The sequence below is a fragment of the Streptosporangium sp. NPDC048047 genome, assembly GCF_040653115.1.
Classification (GTDB): domain Bacteria; phylum Actinomycetota; class Actinomycetes; order Streptosporangiales; family Streptosporangiaceae; genus Streptosporangium.
On sequence record NZ_JBEZNH010000008.1, the window covers coordinates 191,311 to 209,903 of the forward strand.

Below are 18,593 nucleotides of genomic sequence, written 5' to 3' on the forward strand. Positions count from 1 at the left end.
CGTCACACGTGGCTGCCGTCACAAACCGCCGAGTTGCTCTGTCTGAGAGGGGCGACAGTGAGACAACGTCAGGAGCGCATCATGGATGCTCGTATGGATCTCTTCGGCAATCCGGTCGCAGGCAAGTCCCTGAAGCACCTCATCGCGGCGGGTAAGGCGCTCGCGGACTCGACGCTGCCGGCCTCGACGCGCGAGCTGGTGACGCTCCGCGCCAGCCAGATCAACGGCTGTGCCGTCTGCGTCGACATGCACACCAAGGAGGCCCTGCACGCCGGGGAGAGCCCCACCCGTCTCAACCTGGTCGCCGCCTGGCGCGAGGCCACGGTCTTCACCGGGGCCGAACGCGCCGCGCTGGAATTGACCGAGCAGGGAACCCGAATCGCCGACGCCGCCGGTGGCGTCACCGACGAGGTCTGGGCCGAGGCCGCCGGGCACTACTCCGAGGACGAACTCGCCGCGCTGGTCTCCTTCATCGCCCTCATCAACGCGATCAACCGTTTCAACCTCATCACCCGGCAGCCCGCCGGTGACTACCAGCCCGGCCGGCACGGATAACGGGCGAGGCGACGCCGGACGCCGTCCGGCGTCGGCGGTACGGCCCGTGCACCGATCGCCGCTCCGGTCTCAGGACCGGATACCCCGACAACTCTCATTGGAAGAGATCTCATGAACCTCGCCCTGTGGATTTGCGCCGGACTGCTGGCTGTCGTCCTCCTCACCGGTGGCGTCGGCAAGCTGATCGTGCCTCGGGAGAAGATGGCCGCCATGCGCGGTGCGGGATGGACCGCGGACTTCAGCGCCGGGTTCCTGAAGGTCCTCGGGGCCGTCGAGGTCCTGGGAGCGGTGGGACTCCTCCTGCCCGCGGTGACCGGCATCGCGCCGGTTCTGGTGCCGGTGGCGGCGGCCGGTGTGGTGGTGCTGATGGTCGGTGCGACGGTCACGCACCTGCGCCGTGGTGAGGTCATGCCGGCCGTGGGGAACCTGGTCTATCTCGCCCTGGCCGCCTTCGTGGCGTGGGGCCGCTTCGGTTCCGAGTCCTTCATCGGCTGACCGGGGTGCAGCCGGAGGCCGCACGTCGGCATCGTGGACAAGACCGAGGACGGGGCGGGACAGACGGGCTCCGCGTGGAGCCTCGATACGCGAGCCGGGAGGGGTCGTATGCCGGGATCGGCGGATGAGAAAGAGGCTGTCGGTTACCGGCCGCTGCTGTTCTCCATCGCGTACGGGATGACCGGGTCCGTGGGCGATGCCGAGGACATCGTGCAGGACGCCTTCCTCGGCCTGAGCCGGGCGCACCGGGAAGGGACTGTGATCGTCAATCCGAAGGCGTACCTGACCACGGCGGTGACGCGGCTGGGCATCAACCACCTGGGTTCGGCGCGGGTACGGCGGGAGACCTACGTGGGCGACTGGCTGCCTGAGCCGGTCGTCGTGCCCGCCGACGGATCGGGGCCGGCCGAGCAGGCCGAGCTGGCCGACTCGCTGTCGATGGCGTTCCTGGTGCTGCTGGAGGCCCTCTCGCCGGTGGAGCGGGCGGTGTTCATGCTGCGCGAGGTGTTCGGGTACGGCTACCCGGAGGTGGCGAGGATCACCGGCAAGAGCGAGGTGAACTGCCGGCAGATCTTCGCCCGCGCCCGGCGGCGCATCGCTGCCGGAGGCCGGGCGGCCGGCGGCGCGCCGCCCCGCGAGCGGCGGGCGGAAGGCGAGAAACTCGCCCGCAGGTTCTTCGAGGCCGCCGCGGGTGGCGACATGGACGCTCTGCTCCGCATGCTCGCGCCCGACGTGGTGCTGCACGGGGACGGTGGCGGCAAGGCGCAGGCGTTCGGAAAACGGCTGGCCGGGAGACTACCGGTCGTTCGGCTGCTCCTCGGCGTGTTCCGCCGGGCCGGGACCTTGGGGGTCTCTCTCCGGCCGGCCTGGGTCAACGGCCGGCCGGGCGCCGTCAAGTTCGATGCCGAAGGCCGCGTGATCGGCGTGATCGAGCTCGACATCGCCGACGGCATGGTCCACTCGATCCACTCGGTGGCCAACCCCGACAAGCTTGCCCACATCGGAATGGATTCAGATAGGGCGTGAGCGCCGGGTACATCCCGCCTCCCACGCCTCCTCGCTGCTGGACCGGTGGCGGTCCGGCGACGGACGTCCCGTCGAGCTCACCCGGGCCGTGCCGGAGCCGACCGGCCACCCCGCGCGCACCTTCGCCACCTGGGCCAGGGACCACGCGGGCGGCTCCCGGGCGGACCGCCCGTGACCGGGGAGCGGGACGCGGAGGCCGGGGCGACCCGACCCGGCGGGGCCGTGGGACGATGCATCAGGCCCATCCGACGAACGGTTGCCGAGGAGGTGGCGGTGGCGTCCCGACCACGGCCCGACGGCGCACCCTCGTCCGAGCCGTCCCGGGGCGGCGACGACCGGCTCGCGCGCCGGCTGGGCACCGGCGACGCGGTGGTCATCGGGCTCGGGTCGATGATCGGGGCGGGGGTGTTCGCCGCGTTCGGCCCCGCCGCGCGTGCCGCCGGCGCCGGTCTGCTGATCGGGCTGGTGGTCGCTGCGGTGATCGCGTACTGCAACGCGGTCGCCTCCGCGCAGCTGGCGGCGGTCTACCCGGTCTCCGGCGGCACCTACGTCTACGGCCGCGAGCGCCTGGGGCACTGGTGGGGGTTCACCGCCGGGTGGGGTTTCGTCATCGGCAAGACCGCGTCGTGCGCCGCCATGGCGCTCACCTTCGCCTCCTACGCGCTGCCCGGCCCCTGGTGGGCGCAGCGCGCCCTGGCCGTCGCGGCGGTGCTGGGGCTGACCGCGCTGAACTACCACGGGGTGACCAGGACGGCCCTGCTCACCCGGGTGCTCGTCGCCACCAGCCTGACCGCCCTGGCCGTGGTGGTGGCGGGCATCGCGGCGGGCGGCCACGCCGACCCGGCGAATCTGGGCGGCGGGCGGGTGACGGGCGGCGTCTACGGCGTCCTGCAGGCCGCGGGGCTGCTGTTCTTCGCCTTCGCCGGCTACGCCCGCATCGCCACCATGGGCGAGGAGGTCCGCGACCCGCGCCGCACCATCCCGCGGGCGATCGAGATCGCCCTGTTCGTCGCCGTGGCCGTCTACCTGGTGGTCGGGGTCGGGGCGCTGCTGGCGGCCGGGCCGTACCGGCTCGCCGCCTCCGGCGCGCCGCTGACCACCGCGGTCGAGGCGGCGGGCGCCGGCTTCCTGGCCCCGGTGGTGCGGGCGGGCGGCGCGCTGGCGGCGCTGGGGGCTCTGCTGGCCCTGATCGCCGGTGTCGGCCGCACCGTCCTGGCCATGGCCCGCAACCGCGACCTGCCCGGCGGGCTCGCCGCCGTCCATCCCCGCCACCGGGTGCCGCACCACGCCGAGATCGCCCTGGCGGTGGTGGTCTGCGTCCTGGTGTCCGTCGCCGACCTGCGCGGCGTGATCGGCTTCTCCTCGTTCGGCGTGCTCGTCTACTACGCGATCGCCAACGCCTCGGCGTTCACCCAGCCCGCGGCCGACCGCCGCCGGCCGCGCTGGCTCAACGTGCTCGGCGTCGCCGGCTGCCTGACCCTGGTGGTCACCCTGCCGTGGCAGTCGGTGCTCGCCGGCGCGGCCATGTTCGCCGCCGGACTGGCCGGCCGATGGCTGGTCCTGCGGCGCCGGGCGGCGCCGGCCGCGTCCGGTGGTCGAGGCCGGGCGGCGCCGTAGCGTGACCCGTCCACGGCGGGGTCGCCGGTCCACGCGTGTGTTCACACCGCCTTCCTCCGGAAAGGTCAGGCGGACCCTGGGAAGTCCGAGAGGGCGCCGTCCGTGCCGATCGTCCCCCTCTCGGGGAGGCGGCGGTCACCGGGTTCCGCCCGTGGCGCTTCGGGAGCGGGGACGTCTCGACGGCCCCCGCCCCGAGCCGGGCTTCGCGGCCTTCCCCTAGAGTGCTTACGTCCCCCGCGCGCCCGGGGTCCCGGCCCGGCGGCGCGTGCCGACCCCGTCTGAGGGCCCGCGGGCCCGACCGAGGAGCCACCGTGACCGATCCGGCATCCATGTCCCTGCAGCAGGAGATCGCCCGGGATCTCCGGGTGAGCGTTTCCTTCGACGCGCAGCGGGAGATCGAGCACCGGGTCGCCTTCCTCACCGCCCAGCTGACCTCCACGGGCCTGCGCGCGCTGGTGCTGGGCATCAGCGGCGGGGTGGACTCCACCGCCGCGGGCCGGCTGTGCCAGCTCGCCGTCGAGCGGGTCCGCGCCGCCGGGCGGGAGGCGACGTTCTACGCGATGCGGTTGCCGTACGGTGACCAGGCCGACGAGAAGGACGCGCGGCTGGCGCTGGAGTTCATCCGGCCCGACCAGGTCCTGACCGTGGATGTGAAGCCCGCCAGCGACGCCGCGCTGGAGGCGCTGCTGGCCGGTGGCATGGCCTTCCGCGACGCCCACCAGCAGGACTTCGTGCACGGCAACATCAAGGCGCGGCAGCGCATGATCGTCCAGTTCGCGGTGGCGGGCGCGCACGGGGGGCTGGTCGTGGGGACCGACCACGCCGCCGAGGCGGTCTCCGGCTTCTTCACCAAGTTCGGTGACGGCGCGGCCGACGTGGTGCCGCTCGCCGGCCTGACCAAGCGGCGGGTGCGGGCCGTGACCCAGGCTCTGGGCGCGCCGCCGGAGCTGGTCGGCAAGGTCCCGACCGCGGACCTGGAGACGCTGAACCCGGGCAGGCCCGACGAGGAGGCGCTCGGCGTCGCCTACGACCACATCGACGACTTCCTGGAGGGCGAGCCGGTCGACGGGGCCGCCTTCGAGACGATCGTCCGCCGCTACCGGCTCACCGAGCACAAGCGGCAGCCGCCGATCGCCCCCTGAGCCGCTCCCCGGCGGACACAGGCCATGGCCGTCGAACCGGAGCGAGCGGATGAGTGCCGGGCGGGCGGTCCGCCGGCGTGGGCTACATGGTCGTTCCGCCTGAGACGTCGAGCCGATGGCCGGTGACATAGCGGCTGTCGTCGGAGACTAGGAAAGCGACGGTGTCGGCCACGTCCTGCGGCGTGCCCAGCCGGCCGAGGGGCGTCTGTGACGACAGCCAGGCCAGGGCGTCGCCGACGAGGCGTCCTTGGTGCATGTCGGTGTCGATGACGCCGGGGGCCACGAGGTTGACCGTGATGCCGCGCGGCCCAAGCTTCTTGGCCAGGGCGACGGTCATGACGTCGAGCGCGGCCTTGGACATGGCGTAGTCGATCGCCCTGGGAATGGCCGCCCCGCGCGTCAGCATGGTGCCCACGGTGACGATCCGGCCGCCGTCGCGCAGCCGGGGCAGGGCTTGCTGGGTGATGAAGAACGGGGCAATAGTGTTGACCGCGAGCAGGCGCTCGAAGCCCTCCCGGGTGACGCCGTCGATCTCGGCCTGCCCGCCGAGGATGCCCGCGTTGTTGACCAGGACGTCCAGCCCGTCGGCCTGCGCGTCGAAGGCGGCCCACAGGGCTTCGGCGTCGCCGGGCGCGCCCAACTCGGCCTGGACGGCGAAGGCCCGCCCGCCGGCCGCTTCGATGGCGGCGACGGTGTCCTTGGCGGCGGTGTGGTTGCCGCCGTAGTGCACGGCGACGCGCGCGCCTTCGCGGGCCAGCCGGGTGGCGATGGCGCGGCCGATGCCCCGGCTCGCGCCGGTCACCAGCGCGGTCTTGCCGGTCAATGTCGTCATGATCACGCCTTTCTTGCTTTACGCGGTGTAGGGGGTGGTGGTCCTGGCGTCGCGCAGGATGCGCGCCCACCAGGTCGTCTGGTCGAGCAGGGTCTTCGCGGCCGCGGCCGGGCCGACCGGGTCCTTCGGCTGCCCGTTGGCGTCGAAGCACTCCCAGGCGCCGTGGAAGCTGACGGTGTCGCGGGTGGTGACGGCGTGCAGCTCGGCGAAGACGGCACGCAGGTGCTCCACGGCGCGCAGCCCTCCCGACAGGCCGCCGTAGGAGACGAACGCCACCGGTTTGGCGTGGAACTGCTGGTTGTGCCAGTCAATGGCGTTCTTCAGCGCGGCCGGGTAGCTGTGGTTGTACTCGGGGGTCACCACCACGAACGCGTCGGCGGCCGTCAGCCTCGGGGTCAGCCCGCCCAGGGCCTCCAGCACCGGCGCGGGCGCGGACATCGACGGGGCCACCCCGCCGATCGGCACCTCGGCCAAGTCGATCACGTCGACGTCGAGGTCCGGGCGGGACGCGGCCTGGGTGGCGAACCAGCGGGCCACGGTCGGGCCGAAGCGTCCGTCGCGGACGCTGCCGATGATGACGGCCAGCCGCAGCGGGTCAGTGATCACGGAGTTCTCCCTTCATGGCGGCGGCCTGTCGCAGGGCCGCCAGCAAGGTGGTCTCGCTCGCCGATCCGGTGAGCGGGGGCAGGTTCTCGACGAGGAAGACCGGCACGCCGGTGATGCCGAGCCGGCGCACGCGGTCGAGCCGGGCGCGCAGCTCGGCGGCGGGTACCTGGCCGGCGCCGATGCCGATCTCGGCGGCCAGCCGGGCGAGGGTGGCGGGGTCGCCGACGTGCAGCCCGTCAGTGAAGTGGGCGCGGAACAGCCGTTCGGCCATAAGCTCGGCCTTGCCCTGGTGGGCGGCGTCGGCGAGGAGACAGTGGGCGTCGAAGGTGCCGGTGGCGATCGCCTTGCCGTACTCCAGCCGCCGGCCGCTTGCGGGCCGAAGGTCTGTTCCAGGACCGTCAGCAGCGGACGTCCGTCGGCAGGGGCGCCCGGGGCGAGTTCGAAGGGCAGGAACTCCACCGTCACCGGCATGCCCGCGGCCCTGAGCCGGTCCGCGGCGCGGGCGAAGCGGGTGTAGCCGAGGTAGGAGTGCGCGCAGATGATGTCCATCACGATCCGGGCTTTGACGCTGTACGACATGGGTGCCCGCCTCACGCGGCCACGGAAGAGGGCTCGGCCGACGGGGTCCGGTCGCGTAGGGGGACCTCGCGGATCAGCCAGGCCAGGGTGAAGGCGAGGACGCCCAGTGCGGCGGCGCCGAGGGCCATGGCGTGGACGCCGTTGGCGACGGCGAGGCGGACCGCCTCGCGCGCGACGGCGGGAAGCTCGGCGAGCGCGCCGGGTGTCAGCTCTCCGGTGCCGATCCGGGCGCCGGTCGCCGCGCCGAGGCGGTCGATGAGGGTGTCCTGCAGCCGGGCGGTGTACAGGGCGCCCAGGGCGGCCACGCCCAGCGAGGCGCCCATCGTGTGCCAGAGAGTGACCGAGCCGCTGGCCGCCCCCATGTCGCGCGGCTCGGCGCTGTTGATGGTGATGATCGTGGTGGACTGCATGAGCAGGCCCACCCCGAGCCCGCCGATCAGCGTCAGGCCGGAGGCGAGCGCCAGGCTGACGCCGGGGCGTAGCAGGAGCAGCGCAAGCATGCCGGCCGTCACGGTGGCGCCGCCGAGGATCGAGTAGATCCGGTAGCGGCCCGTACGGCTGATCAACCGGCCGGTGCCGACCAGCACGGCGACCATGCCGAGCATCGCGGGCAGGATAAGCAGGCCGCTGGCGATCGGCGAGGCGCCGTGGACGAGCTGCATGTACTGGGGCAGGAAGGTGGCGGCCACCACCATGCCGACGCCACCGAGGAAGCGGATGACCTGGGCGAGAGTGAAGTTGCGGTCGGCGAACAGGTGCAGCGGGACGATCGGCTCGGCCGCGCGCCTCTCCACGACCAGCAGGACGCCCGCCGCCGCCAGCCCGATCAGGACCAGGGCCAGGATCACCGGCGAACCCCAGGCGTACCGGGTGCCGCCCCAGCTGGCGACCAGGCTCAGCGCGACCAGGACCACCGTCAGCAGCAACGCCCCGAGGTAGTCGAGCCGGGCCCTGACGCGGCGCCGCTCCAGCCGTACGGCGGCGCCGATGAGCAGCACGGCGACCGCGCCGATCGGCAGGTTGACGAAGAACACCCACCGCCAGCCCACATCGGCGAACAGGCCGCCGAGCAGCGGCCCGGCGATGAACGCGATCGGCATCATCACCCCGAACAGCCCCATCAGTCTGCCGCTGTGCCGGGGCGGCACCAGCTCGCCGATCAACGCCAGCGCCCCGGTCATCAGCCCGCCCGCGCCCAGGCCCTGCACCATCCGGAAGCCGACGAGCTGGATCATGTCCTGCGCGGCTCCCGACAACCCGGATCCCAGCAGGAACACCACGATCGCGGCCAGGTAGACCGGCTTGCGCCCGTACAGGTCGCCGAGTTTGCCCCAGATCGGGGTCGAGGCGGCCATGCAGATGAGGTAACCGGTCGCCACCCAGGAGAAGTACTCCAGCCCGCCGAGATCTCTCACGATCGCCGGCAGCGCGGGGCCGAGCATCATGCCGTCCAGCGGGGCCGTGATCATGCCCAGCATGACGCCGGTCACGCCCCAGCGAAGATTCCGATCCATACGCCCTCCAATTCGCGTACCTCGTACGTCAAATGGACCATAACCATTCAGGTACCATGTACGCAAATGGAGGAAGGGAGGCGCGCATGGCCGACGAGGAACCCACCAGCATCTGGATGCGTCCGGAGCGACAGGAACGCTCCGGCCCGGGACGGCGCCCCGGATACAGCCGCGAGCAGGTCACCAGCACGGCCGTCCGGATCGCCGACGCCGAGGGCGTGGAGGCCGTGACCATGCGGCGGATAGCGGGCGAGCTGGGCACCGGCGCCATGTCGCTCTACCGCTACGTGCCCCGGCGCGATGACCTATTCGACCTCATGATCGACCTGGTGATGAGCGAGATCGAGCTCCCCGACGACCCGTCCGGTGACTGGCGCGGCGACCTGACGCTGCTGGCCCGGCAGACCCGCGCCGCCGGCCTACGCCACCCCTGGCTGATCGCGCTCCTCACCAGCCGGCCCACGCTGGGCCCCAACCTGCTGCGCGTGCACGAGTTCGCACTCGGCGCCTTCAACGGGGCCGGGCTCGACATCGACGACATCACCGGCTTCGCTGGCATGCTGAACGACTACGTGCACAGTGCGATCCGCCGCGAGCTCGGCTGGCTGGAGGAGGCTCGCCGCACCGGCCTGGACCCCGAGCGCTGGAAGCGGGACTACATGGGACCGTACGTCCGCCAGGTCGTCGAATCCGGCGCCTTCCCCCTGTTCAACCGGTCGGTTCTCGACTCCCACACCGCTCACCTCACCCCCGAGGACCGCTTTCGACATGGACTCGATCGCGTCCTCGACGCCATCGCCGCGCTCATTCCTCGCTGAGGAGAAGACCAGGCGACGTACGTCCCCCAGAGATGCCGGATCAGCGGCGGCTTGGCGGCTCATCGCAGGGTTCTTGGCGGCACCCCTCGATTGACGGGTACGGCACCGCCCCTCTATCCTCGATCTCGCCACAGAAACTAGGGCCATTAGTTTCTAGCGAATATGCCTAGGAAAGGGTGGGACGCGCATGGTGCGGGCCGGGCTGACCGCGGAGCGGGTGACGCTCGCCGCCGCCGAGCTGGCGGACGAGGCAGGGCTCGACCACCTGACCATGTCGGCGGTGGCCCGGCGGCTCGGGGTCAAGGACGCCAGCCTGTACGCGCACGTCCGCGGCCTCGATGACCTGCGCGGGCGCATCTCCCTGCTGGGGGCGGACGAGAAGACCATCCGCATCGCCGAGGCCACCGCCGGGCGGGCGGGCAAGGACGCGCTGGTGGCCTACGCCGACGCCTGGCGGGCGTACGCCCACGACCACCCGGGCCGCTACACCGCGACGCAGATCCCGATGCGGATCGACCCCGAGCTCCTGGCCCGGGCCGCCGGGCCGCGGCGCGCGGTCGAGCTGACCTACAGCATGCTGCGCGCCTACGCGCTGACCGAGCCCGACCTGACCGACGCGGTCCGGCTGATGCGCAGCACGCTGCACGGCTTCGTCAGCCTGGAGGCCGCGGGCGGGTTCGCGCACGCGCGCCCCGCGCAGGAGTCCTGGGTCCGCTGCCTGGACGCCCTGCACTCCCTCCTGGAGCACTGGCCCGCACCCGACGAAGGAGACCCGGAATGACTCCCCCGGCCATCGGCCGCCTGCGCGTGGACGGCGCGACCCTGCACTACGAGGTGCGCGGGAAGGGCCCGCTCCTGCTGCTGATCTCCGGCGGCACGGGCGGCGCGGCCTCCTTCGAGGACGTCGCCGACGACCTCGCCGACGGCCGCACGGTCGTCTCCTACGACCCGCGCGGCCTGTCCCGCAGCCCCTTGGACGACCCGGAGGCGCCGCAGCACGTCGCGCGGCACGCCGGCGACGCGCTCGCGCTGCTGGACCTGCTGTCACCGGACGCGCCCGCCCGCGTGGCCGGCTGCAGCTCGGGCGCGATCGTCGCGCTGCACCTGCTGGCCACCCGCCCCGATCGGGTCGAACGCGTCGTGGCGCACGAGCCGCCGGTGGTGGAGGTGCTGCCGGACGCCGCCGAGCACCGCGCCATGCTCGCCCATGTCCAGGACGTCTTCCACCGGGAGGGGCTGATGCCCGCGGCGGCCGTGTTCGCGGCCGGCCTCAGAGCGCCCGGCGCACCCGCCGCGACCCCGGCGGCCCAGGCGACGCCGCCCGCCGCCGGGCTGACGCCGCGGGCGGCGGCGCGCGTCGAGCGGACCATGGCCGACATGCCCTACTTCCTCGGGCGGATCGTGCCGGCCTTCATGGCCTACGCCCCGGACGTGGAGCGCCTGGCGGCCCTGCCGGAACGGCTCGTGCTCGCGGGCGGGGCCGAATCCCACGGCGAGCTGCCCCACCGCTGCGCCGCCTTCCTGGCCGAGCTGCTCGGCGCCGAGTTCGTCCGCTTCCCCGGCGGGCACACGGGCCTCAGCACGCACCCCGCCGAGTTCGGCGAGCTGCTGCGCGAGCTGCTGGGACCCCGGTGACCATGAACCCGCGGGACCCCGCCGCGGGCGCCTTCACCCGCCCCACCGGCCTCTCCGGTGCCTCCTGTCAGGCGTGGGCGGGTTCGGTGACACCGAACCACCGCCGCAGGGCCGCCCGGAGTGCTTCGATCTCCGTGGGATCGGGCCGGGGCGACGAGGACGCCCAGGCCACATGGCAGTCCGGCCGGAGGAGCAGGGCGGTGGGCGCGGGAGCCTGGGAGCGCGCCGCGACGACGTCGACCTGACCGTGGCGCAGGGCGGGTGTCTCCGCCAGCCATGCCCCTTCGGTCAGGTCCAGCAGGAGCGGGCGTGCGGTCCTGGTCAGCTCGGCCAGCCGTACCGGTCCGGCCGGGGTGTGCAGTTCCAGGTCTGGGGCGAAGCGGCCGGTCAGCGGGTGCGGCGCGGGTTCGCCCATGTCGTAGCGGACGTCGGCGCCCGCGGTGAGCTCGGCCAGGCGCCGCACGGCGCCCGGGTCGCGGAGCAGTTCGGCGAACACCTCGCGCAGTCCGGTGACGTCGTCGCCGGGGGCGATCAGGGCCGCCTGCGCCTGCGCGTTCAGCACCATGCGCCGGGCGGCCGATCGCCGCTCCGTCTCGTAGGTGTCCAGCAGTCCGGACGGGGCGCTCCCCCGGATCTCGGCGGCGAGTTTCCAGCCGAGGTTGACCGCGTCCTGCAGGCCGAGGTTGAGCCCCGGGCCGCCTCCCGTGGCGGAGTACACGTGGGCGGCGTCACCGATCAGGAACACCCGGCCGTCGGCGAACCGTTCGGCGACCCGGGTGTTGCCGCCGGTCAGCCGGCGCAGCACGTGCGGCCCCCGGCCCTCGGGCGGACCGAGCGGCACGTCGACGCCGAGCACACGGCGGACGCTCGCGCGCAGCTCCTCCAGGCTCATCGGGGCCTCGGTCGCGGGCTGGTCCCACTCCGTGGTGCTGACCAGCGGCGGGTGACCGGGCATCGGCGCGTAGGAGAACCCTCCGTGCTCGGTGCGGTGGGGCAGGAACGGCATGACGGCGCCGTGGCCGGGCACGTTCAGCGCACCGGTCGCGGGATCGATCCGGCCCGCGGGGACCGTCGCGTGCGCCGAGCGGACGGTCATCCGGTCGTAGGTGACGCCGGGGAATCCGATGCCGGAGAGCTTGCGCGTGGTGCTGTGGGCTCCGTCGGCCCCGACCAGGTACCGGGCTCGCAGGCGGTACTCCCCCTCGGGGCCCGCGACGTCGACGGTGACCGCGTCGCCGTCCTGTTCCTGTGACAGGCCGGCGACCTCGTGTCCCCACCGGATCTCCACGCCCAGTTCGACGGCGCGCTCCCGCAGGACCTGCACGATGCGTCGCTGCGGCACCGGCAGGGCGTGGACGGGGCTGTCCTCCAGCAGACTCAGGTCCAGGCCCATCGCGCCGAACATGAAGTACGCGGAGTTCGGCCGCGGCGGTTCCGGGCTGCCGCTGAGACGTTCGTGCAGGCCGCGGTGGTCGAGCATTCTCACGACCTGGCCGAGCAGACCGTTCGCCTTCGGTTCCTCGCTCGGCTCGGGCAGCCGCTCCAGCACGAGCGGCCGGACCCCCGCCAGGCTCAGCTCGCAGGCCAGCATCAGCCCGTTCGGGCCGCCGCCGCTGATGACGACATCTGTGATCATGTTTTCTCCTTGGTTCGCGCGGAGGACGGGCGGCGCGCCGAAGCGCAGGGACGCGGCCGGCCGCGATGGCGCCCGGCGAGGGTGGTGAAGCCGGAGCGAGGACGCCAGGCTAGACAAAAAGATGCGTACGCGCAAATTTGCGCGTACGCATCTAAGCTATGCTGGCACGGTGACGACACGACGAACGGGACTGCGCGAACAGAAGAAGCAGGCCACCCGGGAGGCCCTGCGCGAGGCGGCCCTGCGGCTGGCTCTTGAGCGCGGACCGGACAACGTCCGCGTCGACGACATCGCCGAGGCCGCCGGCGTCTCGCCGAGGACGTACAACAACTACTTCTCCAGCAGGGAGCAGGCGATCGTCGCCGCCGTCACCGGCGAACGGGAGGCACGGGTCGCGGCGGCGGTGGCCGACCGGCCCGACGGCGTCGGCCTCGCCGACGCCGTCATCGAGGCCGTCGTGGATCAGTACACCGCCCCGGACGCATCCGGCCGGGACGCGCTACTGCTGATCACCACCCGCCCCGCGCTGCGCGACGCGTTCATCGACGCCACCACCGCGATCGAGCATCCCCTCGCTGAAGCCATCGCCGGGCGTCTCGGTGACGGCGACACGCACACCGCACGGGTGCTCGCGGCGAGCGTGGCCGCCGCGGTCCGCGTGGTGCTCGAACGGTGGCTGCAGACGACCGTCTCGTCCGCCACGGCAAGTGGGCTCGTCGTGCCGGCCGGCTCGCTGCCGGACCTCCTCCGCACCACGCTCGCGTCCCTCGCGCCCGCGCTCGACGCCGCGGAGCGACGAGCACTCCGCCACCGGCGTCAGTGAACCCCCGCCTCAGGGAGCGGCGTCCGCTGGCGTGACCGGGCCGGAACACTCCGACACCACCGCGGCGACGGCCCGCCACCGCCGCCGCAGGCCGGGTCAGCGCCCCGCGGAACTCGACCTGACGACGAGGACGGGCGGCACGACGAGCCGCTCGCCCTCGCAGGTCCCCGGCACGTCGATCCGCCGCAGCAGCACCTCGATGCACTGCCGGCCCACCGCGGCGAAGTCCTGCCGGACCGTGGTGAGCGGGGGTGAGAAGAACTCCGCCTCGGGGATGTCGTCGAACCCCACGACGCTGATCTGCTCGGGGACCCGCACCCCCTCCTCGGTGAGCGCCCGCAGCAGGCCGAGCGCCATCTGGTCGTTGGCCACGAACACCGCCGTCACCCCGCCGATCCCGGCCAGGCTCCGGCCCGCCTCGTAACCCGAACGGGGGCTCCAGTCGCCGAACAGCGGCTCGGGCACCGTACGGCCGGCCGCCTCCAGGGTGGCCCGCCAGCCCTCGATCCGGCCCTCGCTCTCCAGCCAGTCGGCCGGGCCGGCCACGTGCCAGACCGTCTCGTGGCCCAGCTCCAGCAGGTGCCGGGTGGCGAGCCTGGCGCCCTCGGCCTGGTCGATGCAGACCACGGGCACGTCGGTCCGATGCGAGCCCTCGACGGCCACCGCGGGCAGGCCGGGAGGCAGGCTCTCCAGGGCGCGGGCCGCCGAGCGCTGAGGCGCGACGACCACGACGCCGTCGACGCCCTGGTCGGCGAGGTAGTCGATGGCGTCGCCGACGCTTGCGGCGTCGATCGACTTCAGGCTCACGATGCTGACGAAGTAGCCGGCGGTCCTGGCGGCCTGCTCGATGCCGTAGACGGTGCTGGCCGGGCCGTACAGGGTGGTGTCGAAGCTCACCACGCCGAGCGTCCGCGAGCTCCTGGTGACCAGGGCACGGGCGGCGAGGTTACGGCGGTAGCCGAGCCGGTCGATCGCCTCCAGCACCCGGGTCCGGGTGGCCGCCCGGACGTTGGGGTGGTCGTTGAGCACCCGCGAGACCGTCTGATGCGACACACCGGCCTCTCTGGCGACGTCGGCCATGATCGGTGGGCGGTGCCCGGCAGGCGGTGCCACGGTCTCTCCTTTCGGCCGGCCACCCGGGTCAGCGAGCGGTTCCGGCCCGGCGTTTGGTCCAGACGTCGAACGCGACGGCCGCCAGCAGGACGGCCCCCTTGACGAGCATGACCCGCTCACTGGGTGAGCCGATCAGGGACATGCCGTTGTTGATGACCGCCATGATGAGGCCGCCGGTGATCGCCCCGGCGACCTTGCCGACGCCGCCCTGTACGGCGGCGCCGCCGATGAAGGCCGCGGCGATCGCGTCGAGCTCGAAGCTGGCGCCCGCCGTCGGGCCGGCCTGGTTGAGCCGTCCGGCGAAGATGACGCCGGCGACGGCCGACAGCACCCCCATATTAACGAAGATCCAGAAGACGACCTGCTTGACCTTGACCCCGGACATGACGGCCGCGTGCAGATTGCCGCCGATGGCGTAGATCCGGCGGCCGAAGACCGTACGGCCGGCCAGCAGCGAGTAGCCGAGCACCAGCACCGCCAGCAGCACCAGCACCCAGGGCAGGTTCTTGAACCGGGCGAGCTGCACGACCAGGAAGAGGATCAGCGCCGTCCCGGCCGCCATCTTCAGGGCGAACAGCGGCAACGGGTCCACGGTCTGGCCGTATCCGGCGCGTGCCCGGCGGGCGCGCCACTGCGCCGTGACCATGCCGGCGACGGCGATCAGGCCGACCAGCAGGCTGAACAGGTCGGCGAGGCCCAGCGGGCCGAGGCCGATGTTGCCGAGGTAGCCGTCGGTGAAGCCGTTGGAGAGGGTGCGGACCGCGTCGGGGAACGGACCGATGCCCTGGTTGCCCAGCACGGTCAGGGTGAGCGCGCGGAACAGCAGCATTCCGGCGAGCGTCACGATGAACGCCGGAATGCCGAAGTAGGCGATCCAGAACCCCTGCCAGGCGCCGACGAGGCCGCCGGCCACCAGCGTGGCCGCCAGCGCCGCCAGCCACGGCAGGCCCATGTCGACCATGAGCACCGCGGCCAGCGCGCCGGTCACCGCGACCACCGAGCCCACCGACAGGTCGATGTGCCCGGCGATGATGATCAGGATCATCCCGATGGCGAGGATGAGGACGTAGGAGTTCTGGACGATGATGTTGGAGATGTTCTGCGGCTGGAGCAAGGCCCCGTCGGTGAGCACCGAGAACAGCGCGATGATCAGGGCGAAGGCGATGTAGATGCCGCTGGAGCGCAGGTTGAGCGACAGCCCGCCCAGCGACACCCGTCCCGGCCGCCGCGGCTCCTCCGGGTCCCCGGCCCCGGTCCCGGTCCCGGCCGCCGCCTCGGCGGGGGTGATGCTGCTCATGAGGGCTTACTCCTGTCCCTTGGTCATCAGGTGCATGAGGCGTTCCTGCGTGGCCTCCCGGCGCGGCACCTCACCGGTGACGCGGCCCTCGCAGAGGGTGTAGATGCGGTCGCACAGGCCCAGCAGCTCCGGCAGCTCCGAGGAGATCACCAGGATCGCCCGGCCCTGGTCGGCGAGCCGGTTGATGATCGTGTAGATCTCGTACTTGGCGCCGACGTCGATGCCCCGGGTCGGCTCGTCGAGGATCAGCACGTCGGGCTGGGTGAGGATCCACTTCGACAGCACGACCTTCTGCTGGTTGCCGCCGCTGAGCTTGCCGACCACGCTGGACACGCCGGGGGCCTTGATGTTCATGCTCCGGCGGTACTCCTCGGCGACCTTGTACTCCTCGCGCTCGTCGACCCAGCCGCGGCGAGACAGCCCGGCCAGGCCCGCGGCCGAGATGTTGCGCCTGACGTCGTCGATGAGGTTGAGGCCGTAGCGCTTGCGGTCCTCGGTGGCGTAGGCCAGGCCGTGCTCGATGGCGTCCTGGACGGTGCGGATCCGGACCTGCCTGCCGTCCTTGAAGATCCTGCCGGAGATGTCGGTGCCGTAGGCCCGCCCGAACACGCTCATCGCCAGCTCGGTGCGGCCCGCGCCCATCAGCCCGGCCAGTCCGACGATCTCGCCGCGGCGCAGGGTGAGGCTCGCGCCGTCGACCACCTTGCGGCCGGCCTGGGTGGGGCTGTGCACCGTCCAGTCCTCGATGCGCAGCGCCTCCTCGCCGATGGACGGCTCGTGCGGCGGGAAGCGGTTGTCCAGGGCGCGGCCCACCATCCCGGAGATGATGCGGTCCTCGGTGACGCCGCCGCCGGCCATGTCGAGCGTCTCGATCGTCCGCCCGTCGCGGATGACGGTGACGGAGTCGGCGATCGCGGTCACCTCGTTGAGCTTGTGGGAGATGATGACGCAGGTGATGCCCTCCCCGCGCAGGCCCCGCAGCAGGTCCAGCAGGTGCGCGGAGTCCTCGTCGTTGAGCGCGGCGGTCGGCTCGTCGAGGATGAGCAGCTTCACCCGCTTCGACAGTGCCTTGGCGATCTCGACGAGCTGCTGCTTGCCCACGCCGATGTCGGCGACCATCGTCACCGGGTTCTCCCGCAGGCCGACCCGCCTCATCAGCTCGGCGGCCTCGTGGTTGGTGCGGTTCCAGTCGATGATCCCGCGCCTGGCGCGTTCGTTGCCCAGGAAGATGTTCTCGGCGATCGACAGCTGCGGGCTGAGCGCCAGCTCCTGGTGGATGATGACGATGCCCGCGCGCTCGCTGTCGCGGATGCCGCCGAACTCGCAGCGGGCGCCGTCGAAGACGATCTCGCCCTCGTAGTCGCCGTGCGGGTGCACCCCGGACAGCACCTTCATCAGCGTCGACTTGCCGGCGCCGTTCTCTCCGCAGATCGCGTGGATCTCGCCCCGCCGTACCGACAGGGTGACGTCCTGCAGCGCCCTGACGCCGGGGAAGGTCTTGGTGATCCCGCTCATCCGCAGGATGTGGTCGGACTCGTGGTCGGTCTTCTGATCGGTCTTCTGGTCGGTCATCGCGGGAAGGAGGCCCCTCGGTCCCGGGGCCCGGGGCCGCGGAGGGCCCCGGGCTCACCCTTCGTCACTTCAGTTGGTCTTCGGTGTAGTAGCCGCCGCCGACGATGACGTCCTTGTAGTTGTCCTTGTCGACGATCACCGGGTCGAGGAGGTAGGAGGGGACGACCTTGTTGCCGTTGTCGTAGTCCGTGGTGTTGTTCACCTCGGGCTTGCCGCCCTTGAGGACGGCGTCGGCCATCTTGACGGTCGTCTCGGCGAGCTTGCGGGTGTCCTTGAAGATGGTGGAGTACTGCTCGTCGGCGATGATCGACTTCACCGAGGCGAGTTCGGCGTCCTGGCCGGTCACGACCGGGTACTTCTGGGCGCCGGTGCCGTAGCCGTTGCTCTTGAGCGCCGACAGGATGCCGATGGACAGGCCGTCGTAGGGCGACAGCACGCCGTCGACCTTGGCGTCGCCGGTGTAGCTCTTGGTGAGGAGGTCCTCCATGCGCCGCTGCGCGGTGGCGGGGTCCCAGCGCAGGATCGCGGCCGTCTTGAAGTCGGTCTGGCCGCTCTTGACCTTCAGCGTGCCGTCGTCGATCTTCGGCTTGAGCACCGACATGGCGCCGTTCCAGAAGAAGGTGGCGTTGTTGTCGTCGGGCGAGCCGCCGAACAGTTCGACGTTGAACGGGCCCTTCTTGCCGCCGTCGACGCCGAGTCCCTTCAGCAGTGAGGTGGCCTGCTGGACGCCGACCTTGAAGTTGTCGAAGGTGGCGTAGTAGTCGACGTTGGGGCTGTTGCGGATCAGGCGGTCGTAGGCGATGACCGGGATCTTGTTGTCGGCGGCCTGCTGTAGCTGGGAGGTGAGCGCGGTGCCGTCGATGGAGGCGACGATCAGCAGCTTGGCGCCCTTGGTGATCTGGTTCTCGATCTGGTTGGCCTGGGTGGGGATGTCGTTCTCGGCGTACTGCAGGTCGACCTTGTAGCCCAGTTTCTCCAGCTGCGACCTGACGTTGTCGCCGTCGTGGATCCAGCGCTCGGAGGACTTGGTGGGCATGGTGACGCCGATCAGCGCGCCGGCCGCGCCGCCGCCGCTGTCGGCGGAGGCCTGGGTGTCCACCGTCTTCTGGCTGGAGCCGCAGGCCGTCATGGTGGCGGCGAGTACGACGGCGGACAGCGCGCCCGCGATTCGTGCCAACCTCATCGTGCACATCTCCTTGCGGATCGGGGGGTCATCCAGCGGGCCCCGGCAACGCTCGTCCCGGCCGTCACCGAGGCATAAGAAGCGTCAAACAGTCACATAACGTGATGACCGGAATGAAAGGCGTGTTCGCTGAGCCGATTGTTATCGCTA

18 protein-coding genes are annotated in these 18,593 nt (G+C 72.0%); 9 read left to right on the plus strand and 9 right to left on the minus strand.

Annotated elements, in window-relative coordinates:
* Positions 1-81 precede the first annotated feature (81 nt).
* The 5 genes from AB0D67_RS10285 to nadE all read left to right on the plus strand — a co-directional run bounded on the left by AB0D67_RS10285 (position 82) and on the right by nadE (position 4,835).
* Positions 82-555 (plus strand): carboxymuconolactone decarboxylase family protein, encoded by a 474-nt coding sequence (locus tag AB0D67_RS10285; RefSeq protein ID WP_362932055.1) that lies wholly within the window; start codon positions 82-84, stop codon positions 553-555.
* Between the two features lie 111 nt (positions 556-666).
* On the plus strand, positions 667-1,050 hold the full coding sequence (locus AB0D67_RS10290) for a DoxX family protein (protein WP_362932057.1): 384 nt from the start codon (positions 667-669) through the stop codon (positions 1,048-1,050).
* 108 nt (positions 1,051-1,158) lie between these two features.
* On the plus strand, positions 1,159-2,076 hold the full coding sequence (gene sigJ / locus AB0D67_RS10295) for an RNA polymerase sigma factor SigJ (protein WP_362932059.1): 918 nt from the start codon (positions 1,159-1,161) through the stop codon (positions 2,074-2,076).
* A gap of 273 nt (positions 2,077-2,349) precedes the next feature.
* Positions 2,350-3,693, plus strand: a complete 1,344-nt coding sequence (locus tag AB0D67_RS10300; RefSeq protein WP_362932061.1) for an APC family permease — start codon at positions 2,350-2,352, stop codon at positions 3,691-3,693.
* 329 nt (positions 3,694-4,022) lie between these two features.
* Positions 4,023-4,835, plus strand: a complete 813-nt coding sequence (gene nadE / locus AB0D67_RS10305; protein ID WP_362932122.1) for an ammonia-dependent NAD(+) synthetase — start codon at positions 4,023-4,025, stop codon at positions 4,833-4,835.
* Positions 4,836-4,917: 82 nt separating this feature from the next.
* Here the strand turns inward: nadE and AB0D67_RS10310 are convergent, their stop codons facing one another.
* The 4 genes from AB0D67_RS10310 to AB0D67_RS10325 are packed head-to-tail and all read right to left on the minus strand — an operon-like array spanning position 4,918 to position 8,366.
* Complete coding sequence (locus AB0D67_RS10310; protein WP_362932063.1) at positions 4,918-5,667, minus strand: SDR family oxidoreductase; 750 nt, start codon at positions 5,665-5,667, stop codon at positions 4,918-4,920.
* An 18-nt stretch (positions 5,668-5,685) separates the two neighbouring features.
* Positions 5,686-6,273 (minus strand): NAD(P)H-dependent oxidoreductase, encoded by a 588-nt coding sequence (locus AB0D67_RS10315; protein WP_362932065.1) that lies wholly within the window; start codon positions 6,271-6,273, stop codon positions 5,686-5,688.
* Entirely contained in the window at positions 6,263-6,811 is a 549-nt protein-coding gene (locus tag AB0D67_RS10320; RefSeq protein WP_362932124.1) for a DsbA family protein, read from the minus strand. Before AB0D67_RS10320 ends, AB0D67_RS10315 begins: the two co-directional genes overlap by 11 nt.
* A 52-nt stretch (positions 6,812-6,863) precedes the next feature.
* Complete coding sequence (locus AB0D67_RS10325; protein ID WP_362932067.1) at positions 6,864-8,366, minus strand: MDR family MFS transporter; 1,503 nt, start codon at positions 8,364-8,366, stop codon at positions 6,864-6,866.
* Between the two features lie 86 nt (positions 8,367-8,452).
* Here AB0D67_RS10325 and AB0D67_RS10330 point away from each other — a divergent pair, with 86 nt between their 5' ends.
* The 3 genes from AB0D67_RS10330 to AB0D67_RS10340 all read left to right on the plus strand — a co-directional run bounded on the left by AB0D67_RS10330 (position 8,453) and on the right by AB0D67_RS10340 (position 10,819).
* Positions 8,453-9,184, plus strand: coding sequence for a TetR/AcrR family transcriptional regulator (locus AB0D67_RS10330; protein ID WP_362932069.1), 732 nt, complete (start codon positions 8,453-8,455; stop codon positions 9,182-9,184).
* Positions 9,185-9,371: 187 nt separating this feature from the next.
* The gene (locus tag AB0D67_RS10335; RefSeq protein ID WP_362932071.1) at positions 9,372-9,965 is read left to right on the plus strand and encodes a TetR-like C-terminal domain-containing protein; all 594 of its coding nucleotides are present in this window, start codon (positions 9,372-9,374) and stop codon (positions 9,963-9,965) included.
* On the plus strand, positions 9,962-10,819 hold the full coding sequence (locus tag AB0D67_RS10340) for an alpha/beta hydrolase (RefSeq protein WP_362932073.1): 858 nt from the start codon (positions 9,962-9,964) through the stop codon (positions 10,817-10,819). The genes AB0D67_RS10335 and AB0D67_RS10340 overlap by 4 nt, the downstream gene beginning before the upstream one ends.
* Before the next feature lie 67 nt (positions 10,820-10,886).
* Here AB0D67_RS10340 and AB0D67_RS10345 read toward each other — a convergent pair whose 3' ends face one another.
* Entirely contained in the window at positions 10,887-12,455 is a 1,569-nt protein-coding gene (locus tag AB0D67_RS10345; RefSeq protein WP_362932075.1) for an FAD-dependent oxidoreductase, read from the minus strand.
* A gap of 169 nt (positions 12,456-12,624) precedes the next feature.
* Between AB0D67_RS10345 and AB0D67_RS10350 the strand changes: the two genes are divergently transcribed.
* The gene (locus tag AB0D67_RS10350; protein ID WP_362932078.1) at positions 12,625-13,278 is read left to right on the plus strand and encodes a helix-turn-helix domain-containing protein; all 654 of its coding nucleotides are present in this window, start codon (positions 12,625-12,627) and stop codon (positions 13,276-13,278) included.
* Between the two features lie 96 nt (positions 13,279-13,374).
* Here the strand turns inward: AB0D67_RS10350 and AB0D67_RS10355 are convergent, their stop codons facing one another.
* The 4 genes from AB0D67_RS10355 to chvE form a co-directional block, all read right to left on the minus strand.
* A complete protein-coding gene (locus AB0D67_RS10355) occupies positions 13,375-14,358 on the minus strand; it encodes a LacI family DNA-binding transcriptional regulator (RefSeq protein WP_362932126.1) in 984 nt (327 codons plus the stop codon).
* A 61-nt stretch (positions 14,359-14,419) separates the two neighbouring features.
* Positions 14,420-15,688, minus strand: a complete 1,269-nt coding sequence (gene mmsB / locus AB0D67_RS10360; protein WP_362932080.1) for a multiple monosaccharide ABC transporter permease — start codon at positions 15,686-15,688, stop codon at positions 14,420-14,422.
* A gap of 6 nt (positions 15,689-15,694) precedes the next feature.
* The gene (mmsA, locus tag AB0D67_RS10365) at positions 15,695-17,260 is read right to left on the minus strand and encodes a multiple monosaccharide ABC transporter ATP-binding protein (RefSeq protein ID WP_362932082.1); all 1,566 of its coding nucleotides are present in this window, start codon (positions 17,258-17,260) and stop codon (positions 15,695-15,697) included.
* Positions 17,261-17,324: 64 nt separating this feature from the next.
* Entirely contained in the window at positions 17,325-18,443 is a 1,119-nt protein-coding gene (chvE, locus tag AB0D67_RS10370) for a multiple monosaccharide ABC transporter substrate-binding protein (RefSeq protein ID WP_362932084.1), read from the minus strand.
* Positions 18,444-18,593: the final 150 nt, after the last annotated feature.